This window comes from Corynebacterium sp. HMSC034H07 (assembly GCF_001815175.1).
Taxonomy (GTDB): Bacteria; Actinomycetota; Actinomycetes; order Mycobacteriales; family Mycobacteriaceae; genus Corynebacterium; species Corynebacterium hiratae.
Map to the genome: position 1 here is coordinate 59,858 of NZ_KV819524.1, position 21,888 is coordinate 81,745.

Annotated in this window: 21 protein-coding genes; 5 read left to right on the top strand and 16 right to left on the bottom strand. The window is 62.8% G+C overall.

What is annotated here, in order from left to right; genetic code table 11:
• Positions 1 to 3: 3 nt before the first annotated feature.
• The 5 genes from lpqB to HMPREF3009_RS06030 form a co-directional block, all read right to left on the bottom strand.
• Complete coding sequence (lpqB, locus tag HMPREF3009_RS06010; protein WP_046647445.1) at positions 4 to 1,713, bottom strand: MtrAB system accessory lipoprotein LpqB; 1,710 nt, start codon at positions 1,711 to 1,713, stop codon at positions 4 to 6.
• Positions 1,710 to 3,383, bottom strand: a complete 1,674-nt coding sequence (gene mtrB / locus HMPREF3009_RS06015; protein WP_304441145.1) for an MtrAB system histidine kinase MtrB — start codon at positions 3,381 to 3,383, stop codon at positions 1,710 to 1,712. Before mtrB ends, lpqB begins: the two co-directional genes overlap by 4 nt.
• 69 nt (positions 3,384 to 3,452) lie before the next feature.
• On the bottom strand, positions 3,453 to 4,139 hold the full coding sequence (gene mtrA, locus HMPREF3009_RS06020) for an MtrAB system response regulator MtrA (protein ID WP_070680687.1): 687 nt from the start codon (positions 4,137 to 4,139) through the stop codon (positions 3,453 to 3,455).
• A 1-nt stretch (position 4,140) separates the two neighbouring features.
• Complete coding sequence (locus HMPREF3009_RS06025; RefSeq protein WP_070680690.1) at positions 4,141 to 4,761, bottom strand: dTMP kinase; 621 nt, start codon at positions 4,759 to 4,761, stop codon at positions 4,141 to 4,143.
• Between the two features lie 9 nt (positions 4,762 to 4,770).
• Entirely contained in the window at positions 4,771 to 5,124 is a 354-nt protein-coding gene (locus tag HMPREF3009_RS06030) for a DUF4259 domain-containing protein (protein ID WP_046647442.1), read from the bottom strand.
• A gap of 331 nt (positions 5,125 to 5,455) precedes the next feature.
• Here HMPREF3009_RS06030 and HMPREF3009_RS06035 point away from each other — a divergent pair, with 331 nt between their 5' ends.
• Positions 5,456 to 6,424 carry a DNA-directed RNA polymerase II gene (locus tag HMPREF3009_RS06035; RefSeq protein ID WP_070680693.1) on the top strand — a complete coding sequence of 323 codons (969 nt, stop codon included), beginning with the start codon at positions 5,456 to 5,458 and terminating at the stop codon, positions 6,422 to 6,424.
• A gap of 49 nt (positions 6,425 to 6,473) precedes the next feature.
• Here the strand turns inward: HMPREF3009_RS06035 and manA are convergent, their stop codons facing one another.
• Both manA and HMPREF3009_RS06045 read right to left on the bottom strand, forming a co-directional pair.
• Positions 6,474 to 7,721, bottom strand: coding sequence for a mannose-6-phosphate isomerase, class I (manA, locus tag HMPREF3009_RS06040; RefSeq protein WP_070680696.1), 1,248 nt, complete (start codon positions 7,719 to 7,721; stop codon positions 6,474 to 6,476).
• A gap of 15 nt (positions 7,722 to 7,736) precedes the next feature.
• Positions 7,737 to 8,690 carry an exopolyphosphatase gene (locus HMPREF3009_RS06045; RefSeq protein ID WP_232760997.1) on the bottom strand — a complete coding sequence of 318 codons (954 nt, stop codon included), beginning with the start codon at positions 8,688 to 8,690 and terminating at the stop codon, positions 7,737 to 7,739.
• A gap of 29 nt (positions 8,691 to 8,719) precedes the next feature.
• Here HMPREF3009_RS06045 and cobA point away from each other — a divergent pair, with 29 nt between their 5' ends.
• Positions 8,720 to 9,448, top strand: a complete 729-nt coding sequence (gene cobA, locus HMPREF3009_RS06050; protein ID WP_070680702.1) for a uroporphyrinogen-III C-methyltransferase — start codon at positions 8,720 to 8,722, stop codon at positions 9,446 to 9,448.
• Between the two features lie 9 nt (positions 9,449 to 9,457).
• Here cobA and HMPREF3009_RS06055 read toward each other — a convergent pair whose 3' ends face one another.
• From HMPREF3009_RS06055 to HMPREF3009_RS06070, 4 genes are read right to left on the bottom strand one after another with little or no spacing between them, the layout of a single operon-like run.
• Positions 9,458 to 10,453, bottom strand: coding sequence for a sulfite exporter TauE/SafE family protein (locus HMPREF3009_RS06055; protein WP_070680704.1), 996 nt, complete (start codon positions 10,451 to 10,453; stop codon positions 9,458 to 9,460).
• Positions 10,446 to 11,138 (bottom strand): sirohydrochlorin chelatase, encoded by a 693-nt coding sequence (locus HMPREF3009_RS06060; RefSeq protein WP_070680707.1) that lies wholly within the window; start codon positions 11,136 to 11,138, stop codon positions 10,446 to 10,448. The genes HMPREF3009_RS06055 and HMPREF3009_RS06060 overlap by 8 nt, the downstream gene beginning before the upstream one ends.
• Positions 11,139 to 11,149: 11 nt before the next feature.
• Positions 11,150 to 11,404 carry a hypothetical protein gene (locus HMPREF3009_RS06065; protein ID WP_049156060.1) on the bottom strand — a complete coding sequence of 85 codons (255 nt, stop codon included), beginning with the start codon at positions 11,402 to 11,404 and terminating at the stop codon, positions 11,150 to 11,152.
• Positions 11,401 to 13,071 (bottom strand): nitrite/sulfite reductase, encoded by a 1,671-nt coding sequence (locus HMPREF3009_RS06070; RefSeq protein WP_070680710.1) that lies wholly within the window; start codon positions 13,069 to 13,071, stop codon positions 11,401 to 11,403. Before HMPREF3009_RS06070 ends, HMPREF3009_RS06065 begins: the two co-directional genes overlap by 4 nt.
• A 229-nt stretch (positions 13,072 to 13,300) precedes the next feature.
• Between HMPREF3009_RS06070 and HMPREF3009_RS06075 the strand changes: the two genes are divergently transcribed.
• Positions 13,301 to 14,653, top strand: a complete 1,353-nt coding sequence (locus HMPREF3009_RS06075) for an FAD-dependent oxidoreductase (protein WP_070545217.1) — start codon at positions 13,301 to 13,303, stop codon at positions 14,651 to 14,653.
• Between the two features lie 132 nt (positions 14,654 to 14,785).
• Here HMPREF3009_RS06075 and HMPREF3009_RS06080 read toward each other — a convergent pair whose 3' ends face one another.
• A complete protein-coding gene (locus tag HMPREF3009_RS06080; protein ID WP_070680713.1) occupies positions 14,786 to 16,153 on the bottom strand; it encodes a phosphomannomutase/phosphoglucomutase in 1,368 nt (455 codons plus the stop codon).
• A 105-nt stretch (positions 16,154 to 16,258) separates the two neighbouring features.
• Entirely contained in the window at positions 16,259 to 16,702 is a 444-nt protein-coding gene (locus HMPREF3009_RS06085; RefSeq protein WP_080975101.1) for a DUF3499 domain-containing protein, read from the bottom strand.
• Between the two features lie 93 nt (positions 16,703 to 16,795).
• Here HMPREF3009_RS06085 and HMPREF3009_RS06090 point away from each other — a divergent pair, with 93 nt between their 5' ends.
• Complete coding sequence (locus tag HMPREF3009_RS06090) at positions 16,796 to 17,266, top strand: metallopeptidase family protein (RefSeq protein WP_070512251.1); 471 nt, start codon at positions 16,796 to 16,798, stop codon at positions 17,264 to 17,266.
• Between the two features lie 97 nt (positions 17,267 to 17,363).
• Here HMPREF3009_RS06090 and HMPREF3009_RS06095 read toward each other — a convergent pair whose 3' ends face one another.
• The 3 genes from HMPREF3009_RS06095 to HMPREF3009_RS06105 form a co-directional block, all read right to left on the bottom strand.
• Positions 17,364 to 17,612, bottom strand: a complete 249-nt coding sequence (locus HMPREF3009_RS06095) for a WhiB family transcriptional regulator (protein WP_005528147.1) — start codon at positions 17,610 to 17,612, stop codon at positions 17,364 to 17,366.
• Between the two features lie 501 nt (positions 17,613 to 18,113).
• The gene (locus HMPREF3009_RS06100; protein WP_070680716.1) at positions 18,114 to 19,208 is read right to left on the bottom strand and encodes a mannose-1-phosphate guanylyltransferase; all 1,095 of its coding nucleotides are present in this window, start codon (positions 19,206 to 19,208) and stop codon (positions 18,114 to 18,116) included.
• Positions 19,209 to 19,263: 55 nt separating this feature from the next.
• Entirely contained in the window at positions 19,264 to 20,139 is an 876-nt protein-coding gene (locus HMPREF3009_RS06105; RefSeq protein WP_369816108.1) for a glycosyltransferase family 2 protein, read from the bottom strand.
• Positions 20,140 to 20,228: 89 nt separating this feature from the next.
• Between HMPREF3009_RS06105 and HMPREF3009_RS06110 the strand changes: the two genes are divergently transcribed.
• A complete protein-coding gene (locus tag HMPREF3009_RS06110) occupies positions 20,229 to 21,881 on the top strand; it encodes an LCP family protein (RefSeq protein ID WP_232760998.1) in 1,653 nt (550 codons plus the stop codon).
• Positions 21,882 to 21,888 lie beyond the last annotated feature (7 nt).

Here is a 21,888-nt window from a genome sequence, read left to right on the forward strand (position 1 = left end):
CCTCTAGCGCGCGATGATCGGAGAGGAACGCACTCCCTGCAGGCCTTCGACCTCACGCCAATAAGAACGCTCGGATCCACCCGCGGGAAGCTGCAGCAGCGCATGCGCATCGGTGACATAAAGCGTCGACGGCGAAGAGGCCACCGCGACCACGGGTGCGGTGATATTTCCGGTGGGCAGTGTGGTGGCCGAAGATCCGTCTTGCTCGATGCGCCACACCGGAGAGCTCGACGCCGAGGTACCCACGAGCAGGGAGCCGTCTGTCTGCCACTCCACCGACAAAGCAGAGCCGGCCAGCTCTGGGCCCACCTGGTGAACGTTGACGATGCGCCGCTCACCCGACGTCGCGCGGGCAACCACACCGGTATAAATGCTGCCATCGATAATCATGGCGATACGCGCTCCCGTCAGGGACAGCCGGATGACGGAGATTTCGCCTTCCACGTTCTCTAATGCGGAGGTGTCCACCTCCGCGGTGCTCAGCTCGCCGGTGGCCGGCGAGCGTGTCACGCGGACCACGTGCTTGCCGTCGACGACGGTCCACGCCACCTGTCCTCCCACCTCGAAGGTGGGGCGGGCTAAAGTTTCACCCTTGACCGAATCCTTGAGCTCGTGGCCGAGCTCGCCCATCGCCAGCTGTGACTCCTTCTCAGAGCGCTTGCGTACCGCGGCGACCATGCCCTCATCGGAGACGTCCGCGGACTGGATATCGTGAATCTGCCCGGCCATTCCCTGCACCTCGGTGCTGCCTTCACCTTTAACCTCGAGGAGTGAGCCGTCATTGACCGCGTAGAGCTTAGGCACGGACTGGGCAGCCACCTCTGGGTTGAACTCAGCAAAGTCATCGATGGTCATTTCCTCCATGCCGTCGACAAGCGGGCTGCCATCGATGGTGGCGCGCACTGAATTCGTGATCTCTGCGTTGTTGAGGGTCCAGACCAACTGGGCGGCGAACTTGAGGCGCTCCTCCTGGGTCATTCCTGCCATCCCGCTGAACTCGTAGACGCCATCGTTGATTCCCAAGAAGGTAGCGTCCTTGGGGCTTAAGGTGGACGTCGCCGGCGCGATATCGGAGGACGGCCCCTGCAGCAGCAGGGTCACTAGCTCCGAGGCGATTGACTCCTTCCCCGAATAGAGCCAACGACGGTCCGCCACCAGCAGGCGTTGGGTTGTATCGAAAAAGTACAGCGACTGCGGCCGGTAGCGGTTGCGCAGTTCGGTGCGCTCAATCACAGCACCAGTGGGCAAATCCGTGATGCGCCATTGCCCATTGAACTGGCGCAGTCGGACGGTTGCTTCGATGCGCGAATTATCGGGGACATAAGCCCCGCCATTGGCCAAACGGCCAATAATATTGCCGCGGACCGAGTATTCCAGGTCGCCGTCTTCCATATTGGACGTCACGAGATCGATGGAATCCACCACCAGAACGGTATCCGTGGGGTCCCAGGAATTAGCTATATTCGTCGAAAGGAAGGTGCGGGCGGCGGCGTAGTTACCGGTGGGAATCGCCACCGCCGAATAGAAGTCACGCACGAGGAGATCAGGCTCGCTATCTGTACGCGGTTCGACGACAGCATCGTCTGCCCGGTCATGCGGTTCGAAAGTCCCGATCACTTGCGGATCCGTGTTGTTCGGCAAGGTCGAGCACCCGACGAGGGCTATGAGCGCAACGCAGCTGAACACTGCGAGTGGGCGGCGGGCCGGCATCATCGCTGGGCCTCCTCCTCGAAATCAGGAACGGTGTTGTGATTGAAAGGCGTGTCCACGCCACGGGATTCGCGCTCTGAAGGCCACACGATTCCTGTGTCCGACTCACCTTTAAACACAGGCATGCCCGGCTCCGAGGTCACCTCGAGCGCGGATTGTTCTTCTGCCTCGACCTGCTCCGGGGCGCCCGGCACCTCCAGAGCGATGGGCTCAGACTCAACCGTCTGGCCTGGTGTGCGCGGCAGGATCAGCCGGAAGCGCGAGCCCACGCCGAAGTAGCCAATAGCGTCCAACGTACCGCCGTGCAGCACCGCATCCTCGCGGGCGATGGCAAGGCCCAGACCGGTTCCGCCAGAATGGCGTTTACGGGAAGAATCCGCGCGCCAGAAGCGGTTGAACACCAACTCCTCCTGGCCCTCCTTGAGGCCGACACCGGAGTCGGTGACAGCGATGCCGACGGCGTCCTCCGTCGCCCCGATATCCACGGTGACGGGTTTGCCTTCAGAGTGATCAATGGCGTTCGCGAGCAGGTTGCGCAGGATGCGCTCGACACGCCGTGAATCGCATTCGACGGCCACGGGTTCCTCCGGAACATGGACGATGACCTCCACATCGAGCTCGGCGGCGAGGTGTTCAACCTGGCTCAGTGCGGAGTCTACGCAGGAACGAATATCGATGGAGGCCGTGGACAGATCCGCCACGCCCGCATCGTGGCGAGAGATCTCCAGCAGATCCGCGAGCAAGTCCTCGAAGCGATCCAGCTCCTTAATAAGCAGCTCCGCCGAGCGCTTGGTATAAGGGTTGAACTCATCCGCGTCCGCCGCAATGACATCCGCCGCCATGCGCACCGTGGTCAGTGGCGTGCGCAACTCGTGGGACACGTCGGAGGTGAACTGCCGCTGGAGATCGCCATACTCCTCCAGCTGGGCGATTTGCTTGGAGAGCTTATCCGCCATGTCGTTGAAGGAGGAGGCAAGGCGGCCCATCTCATCATCCGAGTTGACTACCATGCGCTCACGCAGGTGACCAGCGGCAAAGCGCTGCGCGATACGCGAGGCAGAGCGAATCGGCACGATCACCTGCTGGGTAGCCAGCCACGCGATGCCCACGAGGAGAACCACGACGACCACTCCAGCAGCGGAGAGCAATCCGCGCATGAGCGCCATCGTCGATTCCTCAGACTCCATGGAGAGCACGAGGTAGACCTGGGTATTCGGGATATCACTTTCAATGGGGGTGCCCACCATCAGTGCGTTGTAGGTAGCCCCCGATTGCTGGTCCACCGTGGCGTACTGCTGCACGACTTGGCCCTGACCGACGAGCTCCCGCATGCCATCGGGGATGCGGTAACCCTCCGGTGAGGTGGTGGCTGTGCCGTCGGAGTTCTCCACAAGGATGACCGGCTCGTACACGGCCTGGGCATCAGGTTGCTGTGCCGACATCTGCCCCAGTGCGGCGCGTGCGGAGTTGATACGCACCTGCGTTGAGTTAGCCGTTCCTGTCGCATCAATCTGTTGCTCCACGGCTACGCGGGCGCGGTCGAGCTCTTGCAGCGCGGTGTCCTCTTTCTGGCTCACCAGCTGCTGCGTGAGCACCGACACCAGGGCGTAGGCCAGAATGATCATGACCACCGTGGAGGCCACCAGCATCATGCCCAGCACGCGTGTCTGCAGTGACGTACGCCAGCGCTCGACGATGCCATCCCGGGCTCGCGCTAACCAACCAAAAATAGCGGCAGTCCTTTACTCGGCGGATTTTCCAGTCTTGTACCCCACACCGCGCACGGTAAGGACGATGTGTGGATCCTCCGGATCGTGCTCAATCTTGGCGCGCAAGCGCTGAACGTGCACGTTGACGAGGCGAGTATCCGAGGCATGGCGGTAACCCCAAACGGATTCGAGCAACGCCTCGCGGGTATGGACCTGCCCGGGCTTGCGGGCCATTTCCAAAAGGAGGTCGAACTCCAGCGGGGTCAACGAAATTTCCTCGCCGCCCTTGCGGGTGACGGTGTGCTCGGGAACGTCGATCAGCAGGTCCCCTACCTCGATGATCTCTCCCGAGCCCCCGTCGATCCGGCGCAGGCGCGCACGGATGCGAGCGATGAGTTCCTTGGGCTTGAAGGGCTTGGTGATGTAGTCATCCGCCCCCGATTCGAGGCCGAGGACCACATCAACGGTGTCCGTCTTCGCGGTGAGCATGACGATGGGCACAGAAGACTCGGTGCGGATGGCACGGCAAATATCGACGCCGTTCATGCCCGGAAGCATGAGATCCAACAGGATCAGATCTGGGTCGTGCTCGCGGAAGGCCGGGATGGCCTCGTTACCATCGTTGACGGCAATAGGTTCCAGCCCCTCTGCCTCGAGCACGATGGTGAGCATTTCGGCGATTGCCGGGTCATCATCCACGACCAAGATTTTCGGTGCCACGTTATTGTTCTCCTACAAGCTCCTTGACAGCTTGGATAATCATATCGGCATCCGCGGTGGCGATCCACTGCCCAGCCCACTGCTGCTGCGCTAGACGACGGTAAGCAGCGGCCGTGCGGGCCTGCAGCCCCGCATCCCGCTCATAGCGATCGCGATGGCGCCCCTCATCCTCCGCCGCCCGGGCTACGGCGCGCTGGCCGGCGACTTCGACGTCAGTGTCCAAGAAGATCTGCAACTGCGGAACGGGAAGGCCAAAACGCTCGAATTCGAGCTCGTAGACCCAGTCAACGATGAGCTCCCCGCCCACCCTTGCGGCGGAGTAGGCCGCGTTCGACGCCACGTAGCGATCCAGGATGAGCAAGGAGTCTGCGGATTCGGTGGCGGCGAGCAGCTGTTCCTTGGCGCCCCACCGATCCAGGGCGAAGAGGGTGGCCATCCCGTAGGCCGAATCGGTGAGATCTCCCATGCGCCCATAGAGCGCTTCCTGCGCGAGCTGCGCGTGCACGGAGTCTTCGTAGCGCGGGAAGCTTAAGACCGAGACCTCGCAGTCGAGCTCTTCCCGCAGACGCTGGGTGATGGTGTTCTTTCCCGCACCATCGATTCCTTCAATACTGATCAGCATGCTGGCGTACTAGGAAAGCGCCTCGATGAAGGGCTCGAGGTCGTAGTCCTCCTCGACGCCTTCGAGCAGCTCGAGGGCGTGCTCGTTGAGGTTCTCGCTTCCGGAACCGGCCAGATCACGAATGAATGGGTAGTCCTCAACCACCTCCCCGGCGCTGAATGGGGCGCCCGCCCAAATCGCGGCAATCGTGGCCGCCGCCAGCGCGTTGCGTTGCTCGTCCTCGGTCTGATCCTCACCGGAGACCGCCAGGGCGCAGGCATCATCGACCGCGGCAACGATCTCTTCGTCCTCAAGGTCTGCCAGTTCATCCAAGAAGTCGACGTTGACTTCGTCGGCGAAGATGTCCTCATCCCATGAGCTCATTGTTTCTCCTTCATCTTTTACGCGAACAGGGGGTTTATGTTGGGGTCTATTTTCTTGTGTCCACGGTGGGTCAGTGTGGCGTCGTGGGGCGCGCCCACCGCCAGCCGCTATCTAATCCAATTTCTACCATTCTTTAGGCGCCCTTATGCAAGGCTTCGGCCAATGAGCCCGTTTTATTACAGCTGCGCCACAGTTCCCTGTAATACCGACCTGCCTGCATTGTGGAAAGAGGTATGAACAGGGGTTATTGCCCAGGCCATTTACTATCCCTATATTCGTGCTATCGTTGTTACCGACTTGTGACCTTTGTGCAGTTAGGAGAGCGCCCCGCATGACGAGCAGTCCACGCCGCATCCTCGCCTTCGTGGCGGCCGGCCTCCTGTGTGCCGTCGCCGTGGGCGTCGCGGTGTGGCGCATGAGCGCACCCGAATCCGTCGTGGCTAAGCCCTCGGCCGCCACCGCGGTGTCCAGCACAGCCACCACGTCCTCATCAGCGACGCACTCCTACACCACCACGGCTTCTCCGACGACCACCCAGTCGAAGGACTCGCACACGCCGGTTGCTGCGCCGGCAGAGGATCCGTACTTAGCGCCGAACGCCGTTGTCAACAACACGGAGCCCGCTGGCCCCACGGCCGTCTACCGCCCGGATAACGTCTCCTCGCTGCAGAACCAGCAACCGCAGGCGACACAGAACGCACAGAACCCGCAGAACCCGCCGGCACCGGTTGCTACCACCCCAGCGACGGCTCCCTCGACTGACCCGTCCACGGCCTCCGAATCCGTGGCACCTGGCTCTACCCCGCAGCACACCGAGCCAACGCCACCGCCGGCCACCCTGGAGCCGCAGACTGCCGCACCGCAGGATTCGGCCCCACAGGAATCCCGCGGGGAACGCGAGCACAACCCCCAGTTGACCGAGCAGCAACCCACCGAGGCCCCTATATCCCCGCAGGGCGAGAACTCCCCTAAGGCTTCTGATTCCTTCATACCGCAGCCGGCCGGGCTCGCCCAAGAAGCCCCGAAGCCTGAGGCCGAGCCTGACTCCGTTACGGAACACCGTGAGCCGACCGAAGCCGAGCAAAAGCAGTGGGACGAGTCTGCTCAGCACGGCAACGAGGCGCTAGAGTCGCTGGCGCGTGAATCCGAGGCGCACCGAACCAATGAGGCCCCCACCCCGGCAGCCCCAACGGATGACCTCCCCGCCGCGGAGGAACCGTCCGCAGAAACCCCCACCGCCGTTAAGCCGGGCGAGAACCCCATGGAACCCGCCGCCGATCCAGCAGCGGTGCATCCTTAAAGCGTTGCATTCTAGAAGCGGTGCACCTTAAAAGGTGCACCTTTAAGCTCTAGACGCGAGCGACAAATACCTCCGCGCCTTCGGTCTCCGCGGCACGGATCGTGGCGGCTGGGTCGCTGGCTGGAATCCATGCCGCGTGGCCAGCGCTGAAGTCCACGCTCTCCCCCTCGTCGTTGCTCACCGTGGCCGCGCCAGCGGTGCACAGCAGGATCATCGGGCCGTCGCTGTCTACCTCGGCGGAGTCCGCAGCGGAAAGCTCCACGCGGTCCAGCAAGAATTCCTCAATCGGCACCGGGTAGGCCCACGCCGTGGCCCCCGTAATACTGCCCGTTGCTTCCTTTCCAGCTGCGTCTGCGTGCGCTATTTGCTCCACTCGCGGATCCTCCGCCGCCTGGTACGTCAGGACCTTGACCAGCTCAGGAACGTCAACGAACTTCGGGGTCAGGCCGCCGCGCAGCACGTTATCGGAGTTGGCCATGATCTCCACGCCCAGACCAGACACATAGGCATGCAGCTGTCCGGCGTCGAGGTAGATCGCCTCACCCGGCTGCAGGACGATGTGGTTCAGCAGCAGCGCGCCCAGCACGCCGATGTCCCCCGGGTATTGCTCGTTGATCTTCGATACGGTCCCCATCACGGTAGACATCCACGGTTCACCAGCTTGGCTTTCGCGCAGGTGCTCACCCGCGGCTACCACCGCGCTGATAAGCTCCTTGCGCTTAGCGCTGGGGATAGTGATCCACGTGGTAAACAGCGCGCGGAGGCTGTCGCCTTCGGCAGCGGGGTCCGGATCGAGCATGCCCTCGTAGTGCGCGAGCTCTTCGCAGTCCAAAGCCGCGAAGAGGCTGCGGGTCTGCGAGAGGGGGCGGAAGCCCGCCATGGCGTAAAACTCTGTGAGTGCCACGATGAGCTCCGGCTTGTGGTTGTCATCCTTGTAGTTGCGATTGGCCGCTGTGAGTTCGATGCCCTCCGCGTTCTCGCGAGCAAAGCCTTCCTCGGCCTGTTGCTTGGACGGGTGCGCCTGCAACGACAGCGGCTCGGCCGCCGCCAGGATCTTCAACAGGAAGGGCAGGCTGGCGCCGTATGTATCCGCTACCCGCTTCCCCAGTTGTCCTTGTGGATCCGCGGCGATGATCTCATCCAGCTTCTCGCCATCCACCGTCGAGGGATCAGCCGGGTGCGCGCCGAACCACAGCTCAGCCACCGGGCTAGTAGCTTCCGGCTCGCCGAGTAGCGTCGGAATCAGCGTGCGCGAACCCCACGAGTAGTTGCGGGCAGCGCTGGTGAGCAACTTCATTGACTTCCTCTGTTTCTATTTCACGTCGTAGGCGGTCGCGGCATAACTGCGCGTAATCAGCTGCAGCGCGCGGGCCAATTCCCCACAGGAGGTGTCGGCGCTCGCCGCTGCGAAAGAATGGGGAAGGTTCGCCTCTTCCTGTCCCCATAAAACAACTCTCAAGGGTACCAAAGGGTCTTCCGATTCAAACGGGTCATAAAAGATATCCGTCGGAGCGGTCTGCAAGATTGGCCCTAAGCCTTCCGCATCAACAACGGTCCCACCCAGACCGTGGGCCGCCCACAACGCGCCGGCCATGCGGGCAACAAGCGCGCCGAGGTGTACGCGCGTGCGCTCTTCTGACAGCGCATAGGGATCGGGCCCGCTGCTGTGGATGACCCGGCCGCCGTCCACGAACTCACGCAGAGCGCGGCCAGGATTCGTCATGGAATCGCGCTGCGGGGACAGCGCTTCCAGCTCGCGGTCCACGGCATCGGCGACATCCTCCAGCCGGCGGGAGACGAGTACCGGATCTTCACTGAGCACCGCGTGCACTGCATGTAATGCCGCGATGGCGCGCACCGGGGAGACCCCTTCGGTCGTGGGAAGGGTGTCGATGACGATGGTGTCCTCGGGGGCGTCCTCGATCTCGTTGAGGAGGACGGTCGTCGCACCCCGGCGCGCAGCGGTATGCAGCGCGCGCTCCGCCCATGGGCTATCTCCCGCCACCACCACGACGTCGAGGGCACCGGTAAAGCGCGGCAACGATTCGCTCACCACGATGGGAACCTCAGCGGGCTCGGCTAGGCCCACAACAACATGCGCGGCGGCGCGCGAAATCTGATCCGCGGCTAGGATGACGAGGCTGCGTGGGCGCAGTCCACCCAGTACCCGGGCCAGCTCCGGCACGGATGCAGCCACCACGCGCGCCTGGGCGCCTTCGTGGGCGATGTCGAAGAAACTCACGGACTCGGGGTCATAGGAAGTCATAGGCCCGAGCATAGCTAGGATGAGTCTCCATGAGCATTCATCCGGTAGTCCTTGTCGGCGGCGGCCCTGGCGCGTGGGATCTCATCACCGTGCGCGGCATGCGGGCGCTGCAGGAAGCCGAGGTCATCGTGGCCGATCACCTCGGCCCCACCGCCCAGCTGGATAAGCTGTGCGATATTGACGCCAAGGAGCTTATCGACGTCTCCAAGATCCCCTACCGCGCCCAGGTGGCCCAGGAGCGTATCAACGAAATCCTCGTGGAGAATGCCCACCAGGGGCGCCGCGTGGTCCGCCTCAAAGGTGGGGACCCGTATGTGTTCGGGCGTGGCTTCGAGGAGCTCACTGCACTCACTGCGGCAGGCCTCCCGGTGGAGGTCGTCCCCGGGGTGACCTCGGCGGTCGCGGTGCCCGCACTGGCGGGAACGCCGGTGACCCACCGCGGGGTGGTGCACGCCTTCACGGTGGTCTCCGGGCACCTGCCGCCAGGCCACCCCAAGTCCTTGGTGGATTGGGCAGCACTGGCACGTTCCGGGGCTACCTTGTCCGTCATCATGGGCGTCAAGAACGCAGCTGCCATCGCCGCCGCGCTGATCGACGCCTCCCTCTCCCCCCACACCCCCGTGCGCATCATTCAGGAAGGCTCCCTCGATGGCGAGCGGGCCTTCAGCTGCGAGCTCGCACAGCTGGGTGCCACGATGGAGGAGAACTCGGTGGCTCCCCCGGCGGTCATCGTCATCGGCGAGGTTGCTGGGCTCTAGCGCCGAGTTCTACTCAACTCCGACGCGCTCGTCCTCCGAATCCGCGGAGCTTCCTGCATGGGCGCCCCCGCGGCCAGTCGGCTCCGTCGTTTCAACGACACGGCTGCCGGTGCGCTGCTGCGAAGCTCTATTCCCCTCCTCGCCCTGCGCGGACCGAGCCCGGCGTTGATTCGCCCAGACCGTGAGAGCAACTCCGAGGACCAGCGCAGCGACCTGCAGCAGAAGGATCTGCTGTTGCGCCAGCACCCACCCTAGTGCTCTAGGAATATTCAGCGTCACGATAGCCGTGCCCACGAATCCCCCAAGGAGCGTGGGGTTGATGCGCGAGATAAGCCAGGCTGCAATCGGTGCGGTGATCACCCCGCCGATAAGCAACGCTACGACCGCCGCAGCGTTAGCCACGATCTCCTCCCAGAGGCCAACGATGAAGCCCGCCGTGGCGCCAAAAGTAACGAGGAATTCTGCGGTGTTGACCGTGCCGACGATGCGCCGCGGCTGCTCCCGGCCGACCGCCATGAGCGTCGAGGTGGAAATCGGGCCCCAGCCACCGCCGCCCGAAGCATCGACAAAGCCTCCCACCACGCCGAGCCCCGCGAGAAGAGGAGTGGAGTGCTGTCGAGTCTCCTTCGGTGTGCGGCTCCGTGGGCGCGAGAAGCGCCAGACGAGGTTGATGCCTAGGACCACGAGAATCGCAGACGTTACGGGCGCGGCAGCCTCGAGAGAAAGGTTAGACAGAACCGTCGCTCCGATGAAGGCCGACAGGCCTCCCGGTACACCGAGCTTGAGCACCGTAGGCCAATGCACGTTGCCAAAACGCCAGTGGCTAATTCCGGAGACCAAGGTGGTACCCAGCTCCGAGGCGTGCACCACGGCGGAGGCCGTCGCCGGCCCAAGGCCTGCAAGGAGCAAGATGGTCGTGGAGGTGACGCCAAAGCCCATGCCGATGCCGCCGTCGACAAGCTGCGCGGCGGCACCCGCAATCGCGATGAGGATGAGGCTACGCATGGGCCACCTCCGCATAACGGTGGGAAACAATGCCGGCGAGTGCCTCACCCAGCGGAGGGAGAACCTGCCGGGACTCCCCGCCCCTGTGCCCTGTATCCTCGTCGAGGCGATCTAAGAGCAGGCCGGGGCTCACAAAGAGTGGCACGACGACCTCCTGATTGCCATCTGAGCCAACGGGCTCGCGCTCACCGCGCGTGGCATAGGCGACCTTCGCCGTGCAACCGGCAAGCTCGCCGACACGACGCGCTAAATCAGCGACGGCGGCGTTGGCACGCTCATCGGAGGAGCCGACAGAATAGAGCACAACGGTATCTGTCCCCTCGGGAACGCGCTCAGCCAGCAACCGCGCCATGTCCTCGCCGGTACCGAGGCCACGGGCTTGATGAAGGCGCACTCCGGACGCCGCAGAAGCCTGGGCCAGAGCGGCAGGAACGTCGATGCGCTGGTGGTAGCCCTCGGTAAAGAGCAAAGGCACAACGACCGCCTCGCGTACCCCTTGCGCTGCTAGGCTGCGCGCCGCCTCATCGAGCGGCGGGTCATTGAATTCCAAGTGTGCGGCGGTAGCCGGCACACCGGCTAGCTCGCCAGCGGCGTGGGTCAGAGCCACAACGTTCGCTGCGGCCTCGGGGTGGCGTGAGCCGTGTGACAGGGTTAGTAAAGCAGTGGTAGCGGTCGGGGCGGTCATGGTGTGTTTCCTTAAGTGTGAGCTTTCGCGGTGGAGTGGCCGCGGCGAGCGAGAGAGCGCTGCAGCGCCTCCGCGGAGGAGACCGCCGGCGCGGGCGCTACGGGGGCATCGTCTTGGCCGTGGAAGCGTACGGAAAAGATGCGGAGGCATTCTTCGCACTTCCAGGCAAAATCATCTTCCTCATCGGGAAATAGGTTTGTTCCGGCACAGTAGGGACAAAAGGCTGGGTGGTTGCGGTTGGGGTTGGGCTGGCGGCGGAAATTCACTGCAGGTCCTCCTCGTCCGCGCGCAGGACCCAGTGGCGGAACTGTTCGCCGTCTTCGCGCTGCTCCTTATATTTATTGACCAAGCGGACGACGTAGTCGGGCACTTCATCGGCCACCACCTTGTGTCCGCGCAGCTTGCGGCCCCAGTCCGGGGATAGGCCGAGGGCACCGCCCAGGTGGACCTGGAAGCCTTCGACGCGGTTGCCATCGGCATCGGTCACGATCTGTCCCTTGAGGCCAATATCCGATACCTGCGAGCGTGCGCAGGCGTTGGGGCAGCCGTTGAGGGCGACGGACAGGGGGACGTCGAGATCGCCGAGGGTATCTTCCAGGATGTCGACGAGCTCGATGGCGCGGGCCTTGGTGGTCACGTGCGCGAGCTTACAAAACTCCAGCCCGGTGCAGGAGATGACGCCGCGGCGGAACTCCGAGGGTTTTGAGTACAAGCCGGTCTCATCCAAGGCGCGGGACAAGGCGGGGATGTCCTCTTCCTCGACGTCGAGGAAGAGAAGCTCCTTCATCGGAGTCGTACGGATGCGGCTGATGCCGAACTTCTCAGCCACGTCTGCGATAGCAATAAGCTGCTCGCCGGTGGCATGCCCGACGGTGGGTTTAACACCTACGTAGAACTTGCCGTCCTGCTGTCGGTGCACGCCCACGTGATCGCGGTTGCCGGGGGCGACAGGAAGCGGGAGGCCGTCGAGAAGCGGCGCGTCGAGGTATTCCTCTTCCAGTACCTTTCGGAATTTCTCAATGCCCCACTGCGCCACCAGGAACTTCAGGCGCGCACGGTTGCGGTTGCGGCGGAAACCATAGTCGCGGAAGATGCGCGCCACACCGGCCCATACCTCCGGCACGCGCTCGAGCGGAATCCATGCGCCGAGGGACTGCGAAAGCATCGGGTTGGTCGACAGGCCTCCGCCGACAAAGCAATCGAAGCCGGGCCCGTACTCAGGGTGATTCGTGCCCACGAAAGCAACGTCCTGGATTTCGTGGGTGACGTCTTGGCGGGCGTTGCCGGAGATGGCGGACTTGAACTTACGCGGAAGGTTATGGAATTCATCGCGCAAGAGGTAATCATTCTTGATCTCCTCAATGGCCGGGGTGGCATCGATAATTTCGTCGGCGGCCACTCCCGCTACCGGCGAGCCGAGGATAACGCGCGGCACGTCACCACAGCCCAACAGGGTATCCAGCCCTACAGAACGGAGCTTTTCCCAAATCGCGGGGACATCTTCAATCTGAATCCAATGCAGCTGGATGTTCTGGCGGTCCGTAAAGTCCGCGGTGGAGCGCGCATAGTCGCGCGAAATCTCTCCTACGGCACGCAACTTGGCGGGATCGGCGCGGCCGCCGTCGAAGCGCACGCGCATCATGAAGTACTCATCCTGCAACTCGGCGTTACTGAGTTTGGAGGTCATCTCGCCGCCAAGGTTCTGGTTGCGCTGGGTGTACAAGCCCAACCATTTAAAGCGCGGGGCAAGATCCTCGGCGGGGATGGAGGAAAAGCCCTGCTTGGAATAGATATCGATAACGCGCTGGCGCACGGCCAGGGCATCGTCGGCCTGCTTAATCTCCTCGTCGGAATTCAGCGGAGCGGTGCCGTCAATCTTCCACTGGCCTTCCGGCTTCTTCACACGCGGGCGTCGCTTCGTTGCGGTGGTCATAATCTGCTGCCTTTCGTCGGTTAGTAAAAACCTACCGGTCTAGACAAAGTAGACAAAGCAGTCTTTTTTGTTTTCTCACGAATATGCAAAGCACGCTGGGTTTATGCCACAATGTTCTCCGAATGTAATTAGGCCCAGTTGCCCTCCAGCAGACAAGCCGGTTCAATGAAACCCACGCTTGTTTAGACCTAAGCTTTCGTTAGTTACTACAACATTCCGAAAGGCCATCATGACTCAGCAGCCCTTGAAAGTAGCCGTCATCGGCGCCGGCCCAGCCGGCATTTATGCCTCCGACATCCTGGTGAAGAAGACCGGCGGCAACGTTCAAATCGATCTCATCGAGCAGATGCCCGCCCCCTTCGGGCTCATCCGCTACGGCGTGGCTCCGGACCACCCGCGCATTAAGGGAATCATCAACTCCCTGCACCGCGTGCTCGACACCGAGCAGATTCGCCTTCTGTCCAACATCAACGTGGGCCGCGATGTCACCGTGTCCGAGCTCGAGGAGTACTACGACGCCATCGTCTTCGCCACCGGCGCAGTCGGCGACTTGGGTATGAACATCCCGGGCTCCGATCTAGAGGGCATTCATGGTGCCGGCGAATTCGTCGGCTTCTACGACGGCAACCCACGCTTCGAGCGCTCCTGGGATCTCTCCGCCACGGACGTCGCGGTAATCGGCGTGGGCAACGTCGGCCTCGACGTCGCCCGCATCCTGGCCAAGACCGGCGATGAACTCAAGGAATCCACCGAGATTCCCGACAACGTCTACGAGTCCCTGGCCAAGAACCAGGCCACCACCGTCCGCGTCTTCGGCCGCCGCGGCCCGGCTCAGGCCAAGTTCACCCCGCTGGAGCTCAAGGAGCTCGACCACTCCCCGACCATCAACGTGGTGGTGGACCCGGAGGATATCGACTACGACGAAGCCTCCCTCAAGGCCCGCGAAGAGGCCAAGTCCTGCGACCTGGTGTGCCAGACCCTGGAAGGCTACGCCATCCGCGAGCCGAAGGACGCCCCGCACACCCTGCAGATCCACCTCTTCGAGCAGCCGGTGGAGTTCATCGGCGAAAACGGCAAGGTTACTGCTGTGAAGACCGAACGCACCGCCCTCAACGGCGATGGTTCCGTCTCCGGCACCGGCAAGTTCACCGAGTGGCCGGCTCAGGCCGTCTACCTGGCTGTGGGCTACCGCTCCGATGCCATTGAGGGTGTTCCCTTCAACGAGCAGAAGAACGTCATCAACAACGACGGCGGCCACGTGGTTGACCTCGACGGTGAGGTCGTGCCGGGCCTGTACACCACCGGCTGGATCAAGCGCGGCCCGGTGGGGCTCATCGGCAACACCAAGTCCGATGCCACGGAGACCATCGGCATGCTGCTTGCCGACGCCGAAGCAGGCAACCTCTCCCACTCCCGTGACGAGGACATCGTCGAGCTCTTCGAGTCCAAGGGGCTGGAGCACCTGACCTGGGAGGGCTGGAAGAAGCTCGACGCCGCCGAGCGCGCCCTGGGTGAGGCCGAGGGCCGCGAGCGCAAGAAGTTCGTCGAGTGGGAAGAGATGGTCAACCACTCGCGCGACTAAGCCGGCTCGACCCAAATTAAAACTGCCCTATCTGACGAAGTTATCGCTCCCGCCGCAATGAACGCGGGGAAAATCGTCAGATAGGGCAGTTTTTCTTCAAGGAATTAGTGTGAAGGCACGTGCCTTCACACGCTAGGCGCGGATGATAGCGAGCACCTCGTCGACGATGGCCTGTACCTCGTCAGCGGTCTTGGCCTCAACGTTGAGGCGCAGCAGCGGCTCAGTGTTGGAGGCGCGGACGTTGAACCACGCGTCGGTGCCCTTCAGCTGTACGGTCACGCCATCGAGCTCGTCGACGGACTCAATCTTGTCCGCCAACTCATCGAGCACGCGCTGGGTCGTAGCCTTCTGATCCTCCACGGTGGAGTTAATCTCACCCGAGGCCTCATAGCGTGAGTACTGCGCCATCAGTTCGCTCAGTGGCTTGTCCTGCTCACCCAGGGCCGCCAATACGTGCATGGCCGCGAGCATGCCGGAGTCCGCATTCCAGAACTCCTGGAAGTAGTAGTGAGCGGAGTGCTCGCCACCAAAGACCGCCTTTTCCTTGGCCATCTGGGCCTTGATGAAGGAGTGGCCCACGCGGGTGCGCACGGCCTTGCCGCCCTTCTCCGCGATGAGCTCCGGGACGGTCTTGGACGTAATCAGGTTATGGATGACGGTGGCGCCGGGGAACTTGTCCAGGTAGCGCTCCGCTACCAGCGCACAGATGGCAGAAGGCGGCACCGGCTGGCCCTTCTCATCCACCACGAAGCAGCGGTCGGCATCACCGTCGAAAGCAAGGCCGATGTCCGCCTTCTGCTCAACGGTGAACTTCTGCAGGTCCACCAGGTTCTTCGGATCCAGCGGGTTGGCCTCGTGGTTAGGGAAGGTACCGTCCAGCTCAAAATAGAGGTCACGCACGTCGAAAGGCAGCCCCTCAAAGACCGCTGGGACAGTGTGGCCACCCATGCCGTTTGCGGCATCCACCGCGACGACGAGCGGGCGAGAATTCTCCAGCGGCACCAAGCCGCGCAGGAAGGCGGCATAATCACCGAGCACCTCGCGCTCAGTCACGGTGCCTGGCTCGCCGTCGAAGGCCGGGGTGCCGTCGATCAGCATGTCCTTAATCTGCTCCAGGCCGGTCTCCTGGCCCACCGGAACAGCACCCGCGCGGCACAGCTTGATGCCGTTGTACTTAGCTGGGTTGTGGGAGGCGGTGAACATAGCGCCCGCGCAATTGAGGTGGCCGGCAGCAAAGTACAGCTCATCGGTCGACGTCAGGCCGAGTTGGATGACATTGAGGCCCTGCGCGGCAGCACCCTCCGCGAAAGCAGCGGCCAGCTGCGGGGAGGACGGACGCATATCGTGGCCCACCGCCACGGTGGTCTCCCCTTCCCCGCGGAGAATGGCGGCAAAGGCCGCACCAGTATCACGCACGAGGATGTCATCGATGTCCTCGCCCACGACGCCACGGACGTCATAGGCCTTGATCACTGCATTGAGCTGTTCACGAGTTCGCATAGCCCACAAGCATACCCGCGTCGGACGCGGTAATCCGCGTCCGACGGGCTAAAACTCAACTAACGGGCTAGTTAATGTCCGACGGGTTAATCAGTCTCCGACCGACTACTCGGCGTCCGGCACCACCGTCAGGTGTGCGCGGCGGCGCTGGCGGGCGTCGTGGACGCGGCGTGTGCGGAACACGGGGTGATTCGAGTTCCGCGGATCGGCGCCGTCGAAGGTAGCGGAGTAGTCAATGGGATCGGCACCGGAGCCGGCCGTGGAATCATCCACCAGGCCAGTGGTCACTCGCCCGGCCTCCCGAACGGCTTCGGCGAGCGCTGTGAGGTCGTCATCCTCATCAAGCTCGATGCGGTCAACACGCACCATCTCCCAGCCTTGCGGGGCCGTGATGCGGGCGCTGTGCTTTTCGCACAGGTCCCAAGCGTGGGGATCGGTTTCTTCGGACAGTGGGCCCACGACGGCGGTTTGCTGCGCGTAGGCATAGGTCAACGTCGCCACGGCGGGACGGCCGCAGCCGGGGCGGGAGCAATGGCGAGAGCTAGTCACGCGCCCAAGTCTAAACCCTAACTTGAGATTTAGATAGTCCAACGCGGCGCGCCTCGCCACAACCCTCCTTCAGCCCGGCCTAAACTAAGCCGCATGAGCACGCCCCGCCCGCATATCCGCCCGGCCCGCCACCGCCACGGCCGCGGTGCACGTGGGCCGCTGCTGCCACACAACACGCCGCGCTATCGCAGCAGCGCCGAGCGCTTCGATATGGCGGTGCTCGAGGCCTATGCCCCCATCCATAACGCCTTTGCTGAACAGCTCACCGGTCTCGACCTTGCCGTTGATACCGTGCCCCGGATGCGCCTGTCGGTAGACATGACGGTCATGCCGGATGAGATCATCGCCGACGGCCCCGTTCCACTAGGGCGCATCGTGCCTGCGGGCGTGGATTCCGCCGGTCAGCCTACGCGCGCCCGCCTGGTCATTTTCCGCATGCCCATTGAGGAGCGCGTGCAGTCGGCACAGGAGCGCGAGGAACTGCTATCGACCGTGCTTACCGCACTAGTAGCCAATTACCTGAACGTCGATCCCGGAGACATCGATCCGCGCTTTACCTGGTAAACCACTCCTGAAAACCCATCGCTCCCCCTCACCGCTGGGGCTGAGGGCCCAAACGATAAGGGGGAGCGATGACGCTGCACTACTAGATCCGCTGCGCTTAACCGATCTCACGCTTTAATCGGCGGCGCTCACGGTCTGACAAGCCGCCCCAAATTCCAAAGCGCTCATCGTGCTCCAAGGCATATTCGAGGCATTCATCCCGCACTGCACAGGCCTGGCAAATGCGCTTAGCCTCGCGCGTCGATCCTCCCTTTTCTGGGAAGAAAGCTTCCGGGTCCGTCTGGGCGCACAGCGCCTGGTCTTGCCACTCCTGCTCGACGGCACCAAAGAGTTCATCGAGCGACATCTCTGCAGCAGCACCGCCACGGAGAATAGCGCTGTTATTCGTTGTATTGTCCACGCCGCTTCCTTTCTCCGAGGTCGTTTCTCTCTTGATTCAGTGGCACCGACCCTACACCGAAACAATTTCTCGGTGCCGCGCCCGCCGTGCCGTTGATTACACTGATGTCATTTCACACCGGATCACTAAATATCGTCAACCTGTCGCGGAAGATTTTTGTTGGGCTCCAGCGAAAACGCTGTACAGCATCCCCAACTTTCACATCAGTCACAGATCTCCTAGTTAAGGGGTGATCATCGGGGGTACTACATGTAGTGGCCACCCCCGACCCTGTGAACAATTCCAAGGTTTCTTCGGCGTGTCGCCACCCAGTCGGGCAAAACACATGGATCTCATTCGCACCATAAAAACCATGCGTCACGGCATGAAAAGAGGCGCCGGGAAGATAACTTCCCAGCGCCAAGACCTGTGCCTATCCCCTGGCTTTGCCCCAGCTAGCTGAGGTGTTTAGGCATCCGAGCTAAAACGCACGCCGGCGTCCGGAATGCTGACACCTGGGAAGACGCGCATGCCGCCCTGCAGCTCGCAACGCGCGCCGATGGTGGCGCCTTCGCCGATGACGCAGTTGTCGATGTGCGCGTTGGCACCAATGTGCGCGCCCGAGGCAATGATGGAGTTGTTAATGATGGCGCCCGGCTCGATAGTGACGCCATCGAAGACCACCGTGCCGTCCAAGCGGCAGCCCGCCCCAATCACGGAACCGCGGCCCACGGCCGTGCCGGACAGCAGCAGGACGCCACCGGCGATACCCGCGGACTCATCCACGACAGACTCACCCGTGCGCCCCACCAGCAGCGGCGAATGCGCGATACCGCGCACCAAGTCGGAGGAGCCGCGGACGAAATCATCCGGGCGGCCCATATCGCGCCAGTAGGAGTTATCCACGTGGCCTACCACCAGGCGGCCGGACTCCAGCAGCTGCGGGAAGGTCTCGCGCTCCACGGAGACGACGCGGCCAGCCGGAATCGTCTCGATGATGTCCTTCTTGAACACGTAGCAACCGGCGTTGATCTGGTTCGTCGGCGGATCCTCGGTCTTTTCCAAGAAGGCCGTTACTCGGCCCTCGGAATCGGTAGGAACGCAGCCAAAGGCACGGGGATCAGCAACGTTGAGCAGGTGCATCGTCACGTCGGCGTCCTTGGAATGATGCGTAGCGAGGATGCCGTTGAGATCCATGCCGGACAAAACGTCGCCGTTGAACACCATGACCGTGTCCTGGCGCAGCTTGTCATAGACGTTTCGGATACCGCCGCCGGTACCCAGCGCGGTCTCCTCCACCACGTACTCAATTTCCAGGCCCAGTTCGGAGCCATCCCCGAAGTACTCCTCAAAGACCTCCGCCTTATAAGAAGTGGAGAGCACCACGTGCTCAATCCCGGCTTCCTTGATACGGGCGAGCAGGTGCTGGAGGAATGGGTAGTTGGCCGTGGGCAACATCGGCTTCGGCGTGCCAATCGTCAGCGGGCGCAGGCGGGTGCCGCGACCTCCCACCAGAATGACGGCATCGGCCGTCGATCCCCACTGGGGCGCTGATTCAGTCATATCGTTCCTTAATCTCTTTCAGATAAGTCACCGTTAGTGTATAGGCGCGCCTGACTCAGGAGCCGTCGCGGCACGCGCTTAAAATCAGCCCGCGCACCCGCAGCCCCAACCACAAGGCTGCGCGCAGCGGCGCCTGGTACCAGTGCGGGTGCCTATCCGCCTGGAAGCGGTAAGCCGAATCGTGGTGGGCGCGCAGCATCGCGCCGCGATGCGCTTTCGTCGAGTGACCCTTAGCGTGGGTAATCACCGCCGTCGGGCACAGGATGTTGCGCCAGCCGGCGCGAGTGAAGCGGTCTCCTAAGTCCACGTCCTCCAAATACATGAAGTAGCGCTCATCAAAGCCACCAATCTGTTCAAAGGCCTCCCACCGCACCAGAAGGCAGGAACCAGACAGCCAACCTGCCGGGCGCTCGCTGTCCATATCGGCGTCATCGCGATAGGCGCGCGACCACGGATTGGACGGCCAAATAGTTCCGAACAGCGCGTGGCCGATACCCGTGAGCAGCGTCGGTACGGCGCGCGCCGAGGGGTAGTTGCTGCCATCCGGCTCCACGATGCGCGGGCCCACCGCCGCGGCATCCGGGTGGCGGCGCGCGCACGCAATCAGCTCGTCCAAAGAACCTTCGCTAAACGTCACATCCGGGTTGGCAATGAGGAAGAACTCGTCATCGACGCCGTGCGCACGGGCGAAGCGTGCGCCCGCATTCATTCCAGCGCCGTAGCCGATGTTTCCTCCAGTATCGAGGAATTCCACGTCATCATGCTCCCGCGCGGCGGCTTCCGGCACCCCATCGGTTGAGCCATTGTCGGCGAGGACGGTGAGGGTAGGAAGGGACGTCGCCAAGCGCAGCGACTCCAAGAAGTCGCTGAGGTAGCGGCCAGGCGAAAAGGTCACCGTGACCACGGCCAGGGGTTTCTGTAAATTCTTCACGATGCTCTTGAGAGTACCCAACGCCGGCGTGCGCACGCGCCCGCGACACTGCTTCACGGTTTTGCAGCGAGCTCACTTAAACTAGTCCCGTGACTTCCCCGAATTCCCCGCGCGCCGCCCGCCACATCCAGGCCGCGCCCTCGCAGTCCGCGCCCACCGCCCAACGAGGATCGACGCCACTCAAGGCCGTCGTCGCCTTCCTATCCGCAGTGGTCCTCGTGCTCTCCGGCGTGGGTTACTTCACCGTGGGCAAGCTAGGAAATGACATCTCCTCCGCCTCCAATCTGGCACTCGGCAATCAGGGCGGTTTTAAGGACAACGGCATCGATGGCGCGGTCGATATCTTGCTCGTGGGCAAGGACTCGCGCACCGATGCCAAGGGGAATCCCCTCTCCGAACAGGAGCTGGCGGACCTGCATGCCGGTGTGGATGAGGGCGAGGAAAACACCGACACCATCATGGTGATCCGCATCCCGAATGATGGCTCGCGAGCTACTGCAGTATCCATCCCGCGCGACACTTATGTCCACGACGAGGACTTCGGAAACACCAAAATCAACGCCGTCTTTGCGCTGCACAAAGCAGACAAGATGGAACAGCTGCAGCAGGAAAACGCGGAAGCCGAAGCAGCTGGTGAGAAGCCGCCCCATACCGAAAAGGAGATGGAGAAGGAGAGCACCGAGGCCGGCCGCGCTGGTCTCATTTCGATGGTGCACAAGCTCACCGATGTCAACGTCGACCACTATGCTGAGGTGGGTCTCTTGGGCTTCGTGCTGCTTACCGACGCCGTCGGGGGCGTCGACGTCTGCCTCAACGACGCCGTCGATGATCCGATGTCGGGCGCTAAATTCCCGGCTGGGCGCCAAACCTTGCAGGGCTCCGAGGGCCTGTCCTTCGTGCGCCAGCGCTATGAGCTACCGCGCGGTGACCTTGACCGCATCGTGCGCCAGCAGGCCTACATGGCATCGCTGACGTCGAAGGTGCTGGATTCGGGCACGTTGACCTCTCCGGGCAAGCTCAACAAGATTGCTGATGCCGTTGAGCGCTCCGTAGTCATCGACGACGGTTGGGACATCATGGGCTTTGTCACCCAGCTGGCCGGGCTAGCTGGCGGCAACGTGACGTTTACAACGATCCCGGTGACCTCCATTACCGGCGTTGGTGACTACGGCGAATCGGTGGTGACCATCGATACCGCGGAGGTACACCGCTTCATGGATGATTTGGCCAAGTCCCAGGAGAAGGCTGAGGAAGAAAAGAAGTCTGAGGATGCCCCAGCCGACCAGGAAGGTGAAGACGGCGAAAAGCCCGTCGCTGAGAACCTCAACCTGCACGTCCTCAACGCCGGCACCGTCGACGGAATGGCCGGCGGAATCGGCGCGTGGTTGAAGAACGTGGGCTACACCGTGGAGCGCACGGCCAACGCACAGTCGGGCCTGTATACCGAATCGCAGATTGTTGCCGCCGATGCCAACGACGAGCGCGCCCACGCCTTGGCTGAGCAGCTCGGCGGCCTGCCAGTCACGGCTAACGAAGAGCTCGAGCCGGATACCTTCATCGTGGTGGCTACCGATGACTACTCCGGCCCGAAGGATGACTCCGCACAAGAAGAGGAGGCTACCGCGGAGACCAACCAGGGCGGCGACACCCAGCAGGTGGGTACCCCGGGCGATGACTTTGGTACCGCGGAGGTTTCGCCTGAGATCGACGCGGGCGGCGATGGCCCGCGCTGCGTGAATTAAGAGCGTC

Excerpts from the sequence above, each read along its gene's own strand:
- HMPREF3009_RS06025 (WP_070680690.1), bottom strand. The coding sequence starts at position 4,761 with ATGCTGATCAGTATTGAAGGAATCGATGGTGCGGGAAAGAACACCATC.
- HMPREF3009_RS06095 (WP_005528147.1), bottom strand. The coding sequence starts at position 17,612 with ATGTCGCTCGATGAACTCTTTGGTGCCGTCGAGCAGGAGTGGCAAGAC.
- HMPREF3009_RS06045 (WP_232760997.1), bottom strand. The coding sequence starts at position 8,690 with ATGACTTCCTATGACCCCGAGTCCGTGAGTTTCTTCGACATCGCCCAC.
- HMPREF3009_RS06080 (WP_070680713.1), bottom strand. The coding sequence starts at position 16,153 with ATGCGAACTCGTGAACAGCTCAATGCAGTGATCAAGGCCTATGACGTC.
- cobA (WP_070680702.1), top strand. The coding sequence starts at position 8,720 with ATGAGCATTCATCCGGTAGTCCTTGTCGGCGGCGGCCCTGGCGCGTGG.
- HMPREF3009_RS06075 (WP_070545217.1), top strand. The coding sequence starts at position 13,301 with ATGACTCAGCAGCCCTTGAAAGTAGCCGTCATCGGCGCCGGCCCAGCC.
- lpqB (WP_046647445.1), bottom strand. The coding sequence starts at position 1,713 with ATGATGCCGGCCCGCCGCCCACTCGCAGTGTTCAGCTGCGTTGCGCTC.
- HMPREF3009_RS06035 (WP_070680693.1), top strand. The coding sequence starts at position 5,456 with ATGACGAGCAGTCCACGCCGCATCCTCGCCTTCGTGGCGGCCGGCCTC.
- HMPREF3009_RS06055 (WP_070680704.1), bottom strand. The coding sequence starts at position 10,453 with ATGCGTAGCCTCATCCTCATCGCGATTGCGGGTGCCGCCGCGCAGCTT.
- manA (WP_070680696.1), bottom strand. The coding sequence starts at position 7,721 with ATGAAGTTGCTCACCAGCGCTGCCCGCAACTACTCGTGGGGTTCGCGC.
- HMPREF3009_RS06100 (WP_070680716.1), bottom strand. The coding sequence starts at position 19,208 with ATGACTGAATCAGCGCCCCAGTGGGGATCGACGGCCGATGCCGTCATT.
- HMPREF3009_RS06030 (WP_046647442.1), bottom strand. The coding sequence starts at position 5,124 with ATGAGCTCATGGGATGAGGACATCTTCGCCGACGAAGTCAACGTCGAC.
- HMPREF3009_RS06090 (WP_070512251.1), top strand. The coding sequence starts at position 16,796 with ATGAGCACGCCCCGCCCGCATATCCGCCCGGCCCGCCACCGCCACGGC.
- HMPREF3009_RS06070 (WP_070680710.1), bottom strand. The coding sequence starts at position 13,071 with ATGACCACCGCAACGAAGCGACGCCCGCGTGTGAAGAAGCCGGAAGGC.
- HMPREF3009_RS06060 (WP_070680707.1), bottom strand. The coding sequence starts at position 11,138 with ATGACCGCCCCGACCGCTACCACTGCTTTACTAACCCTGTCACACGGC.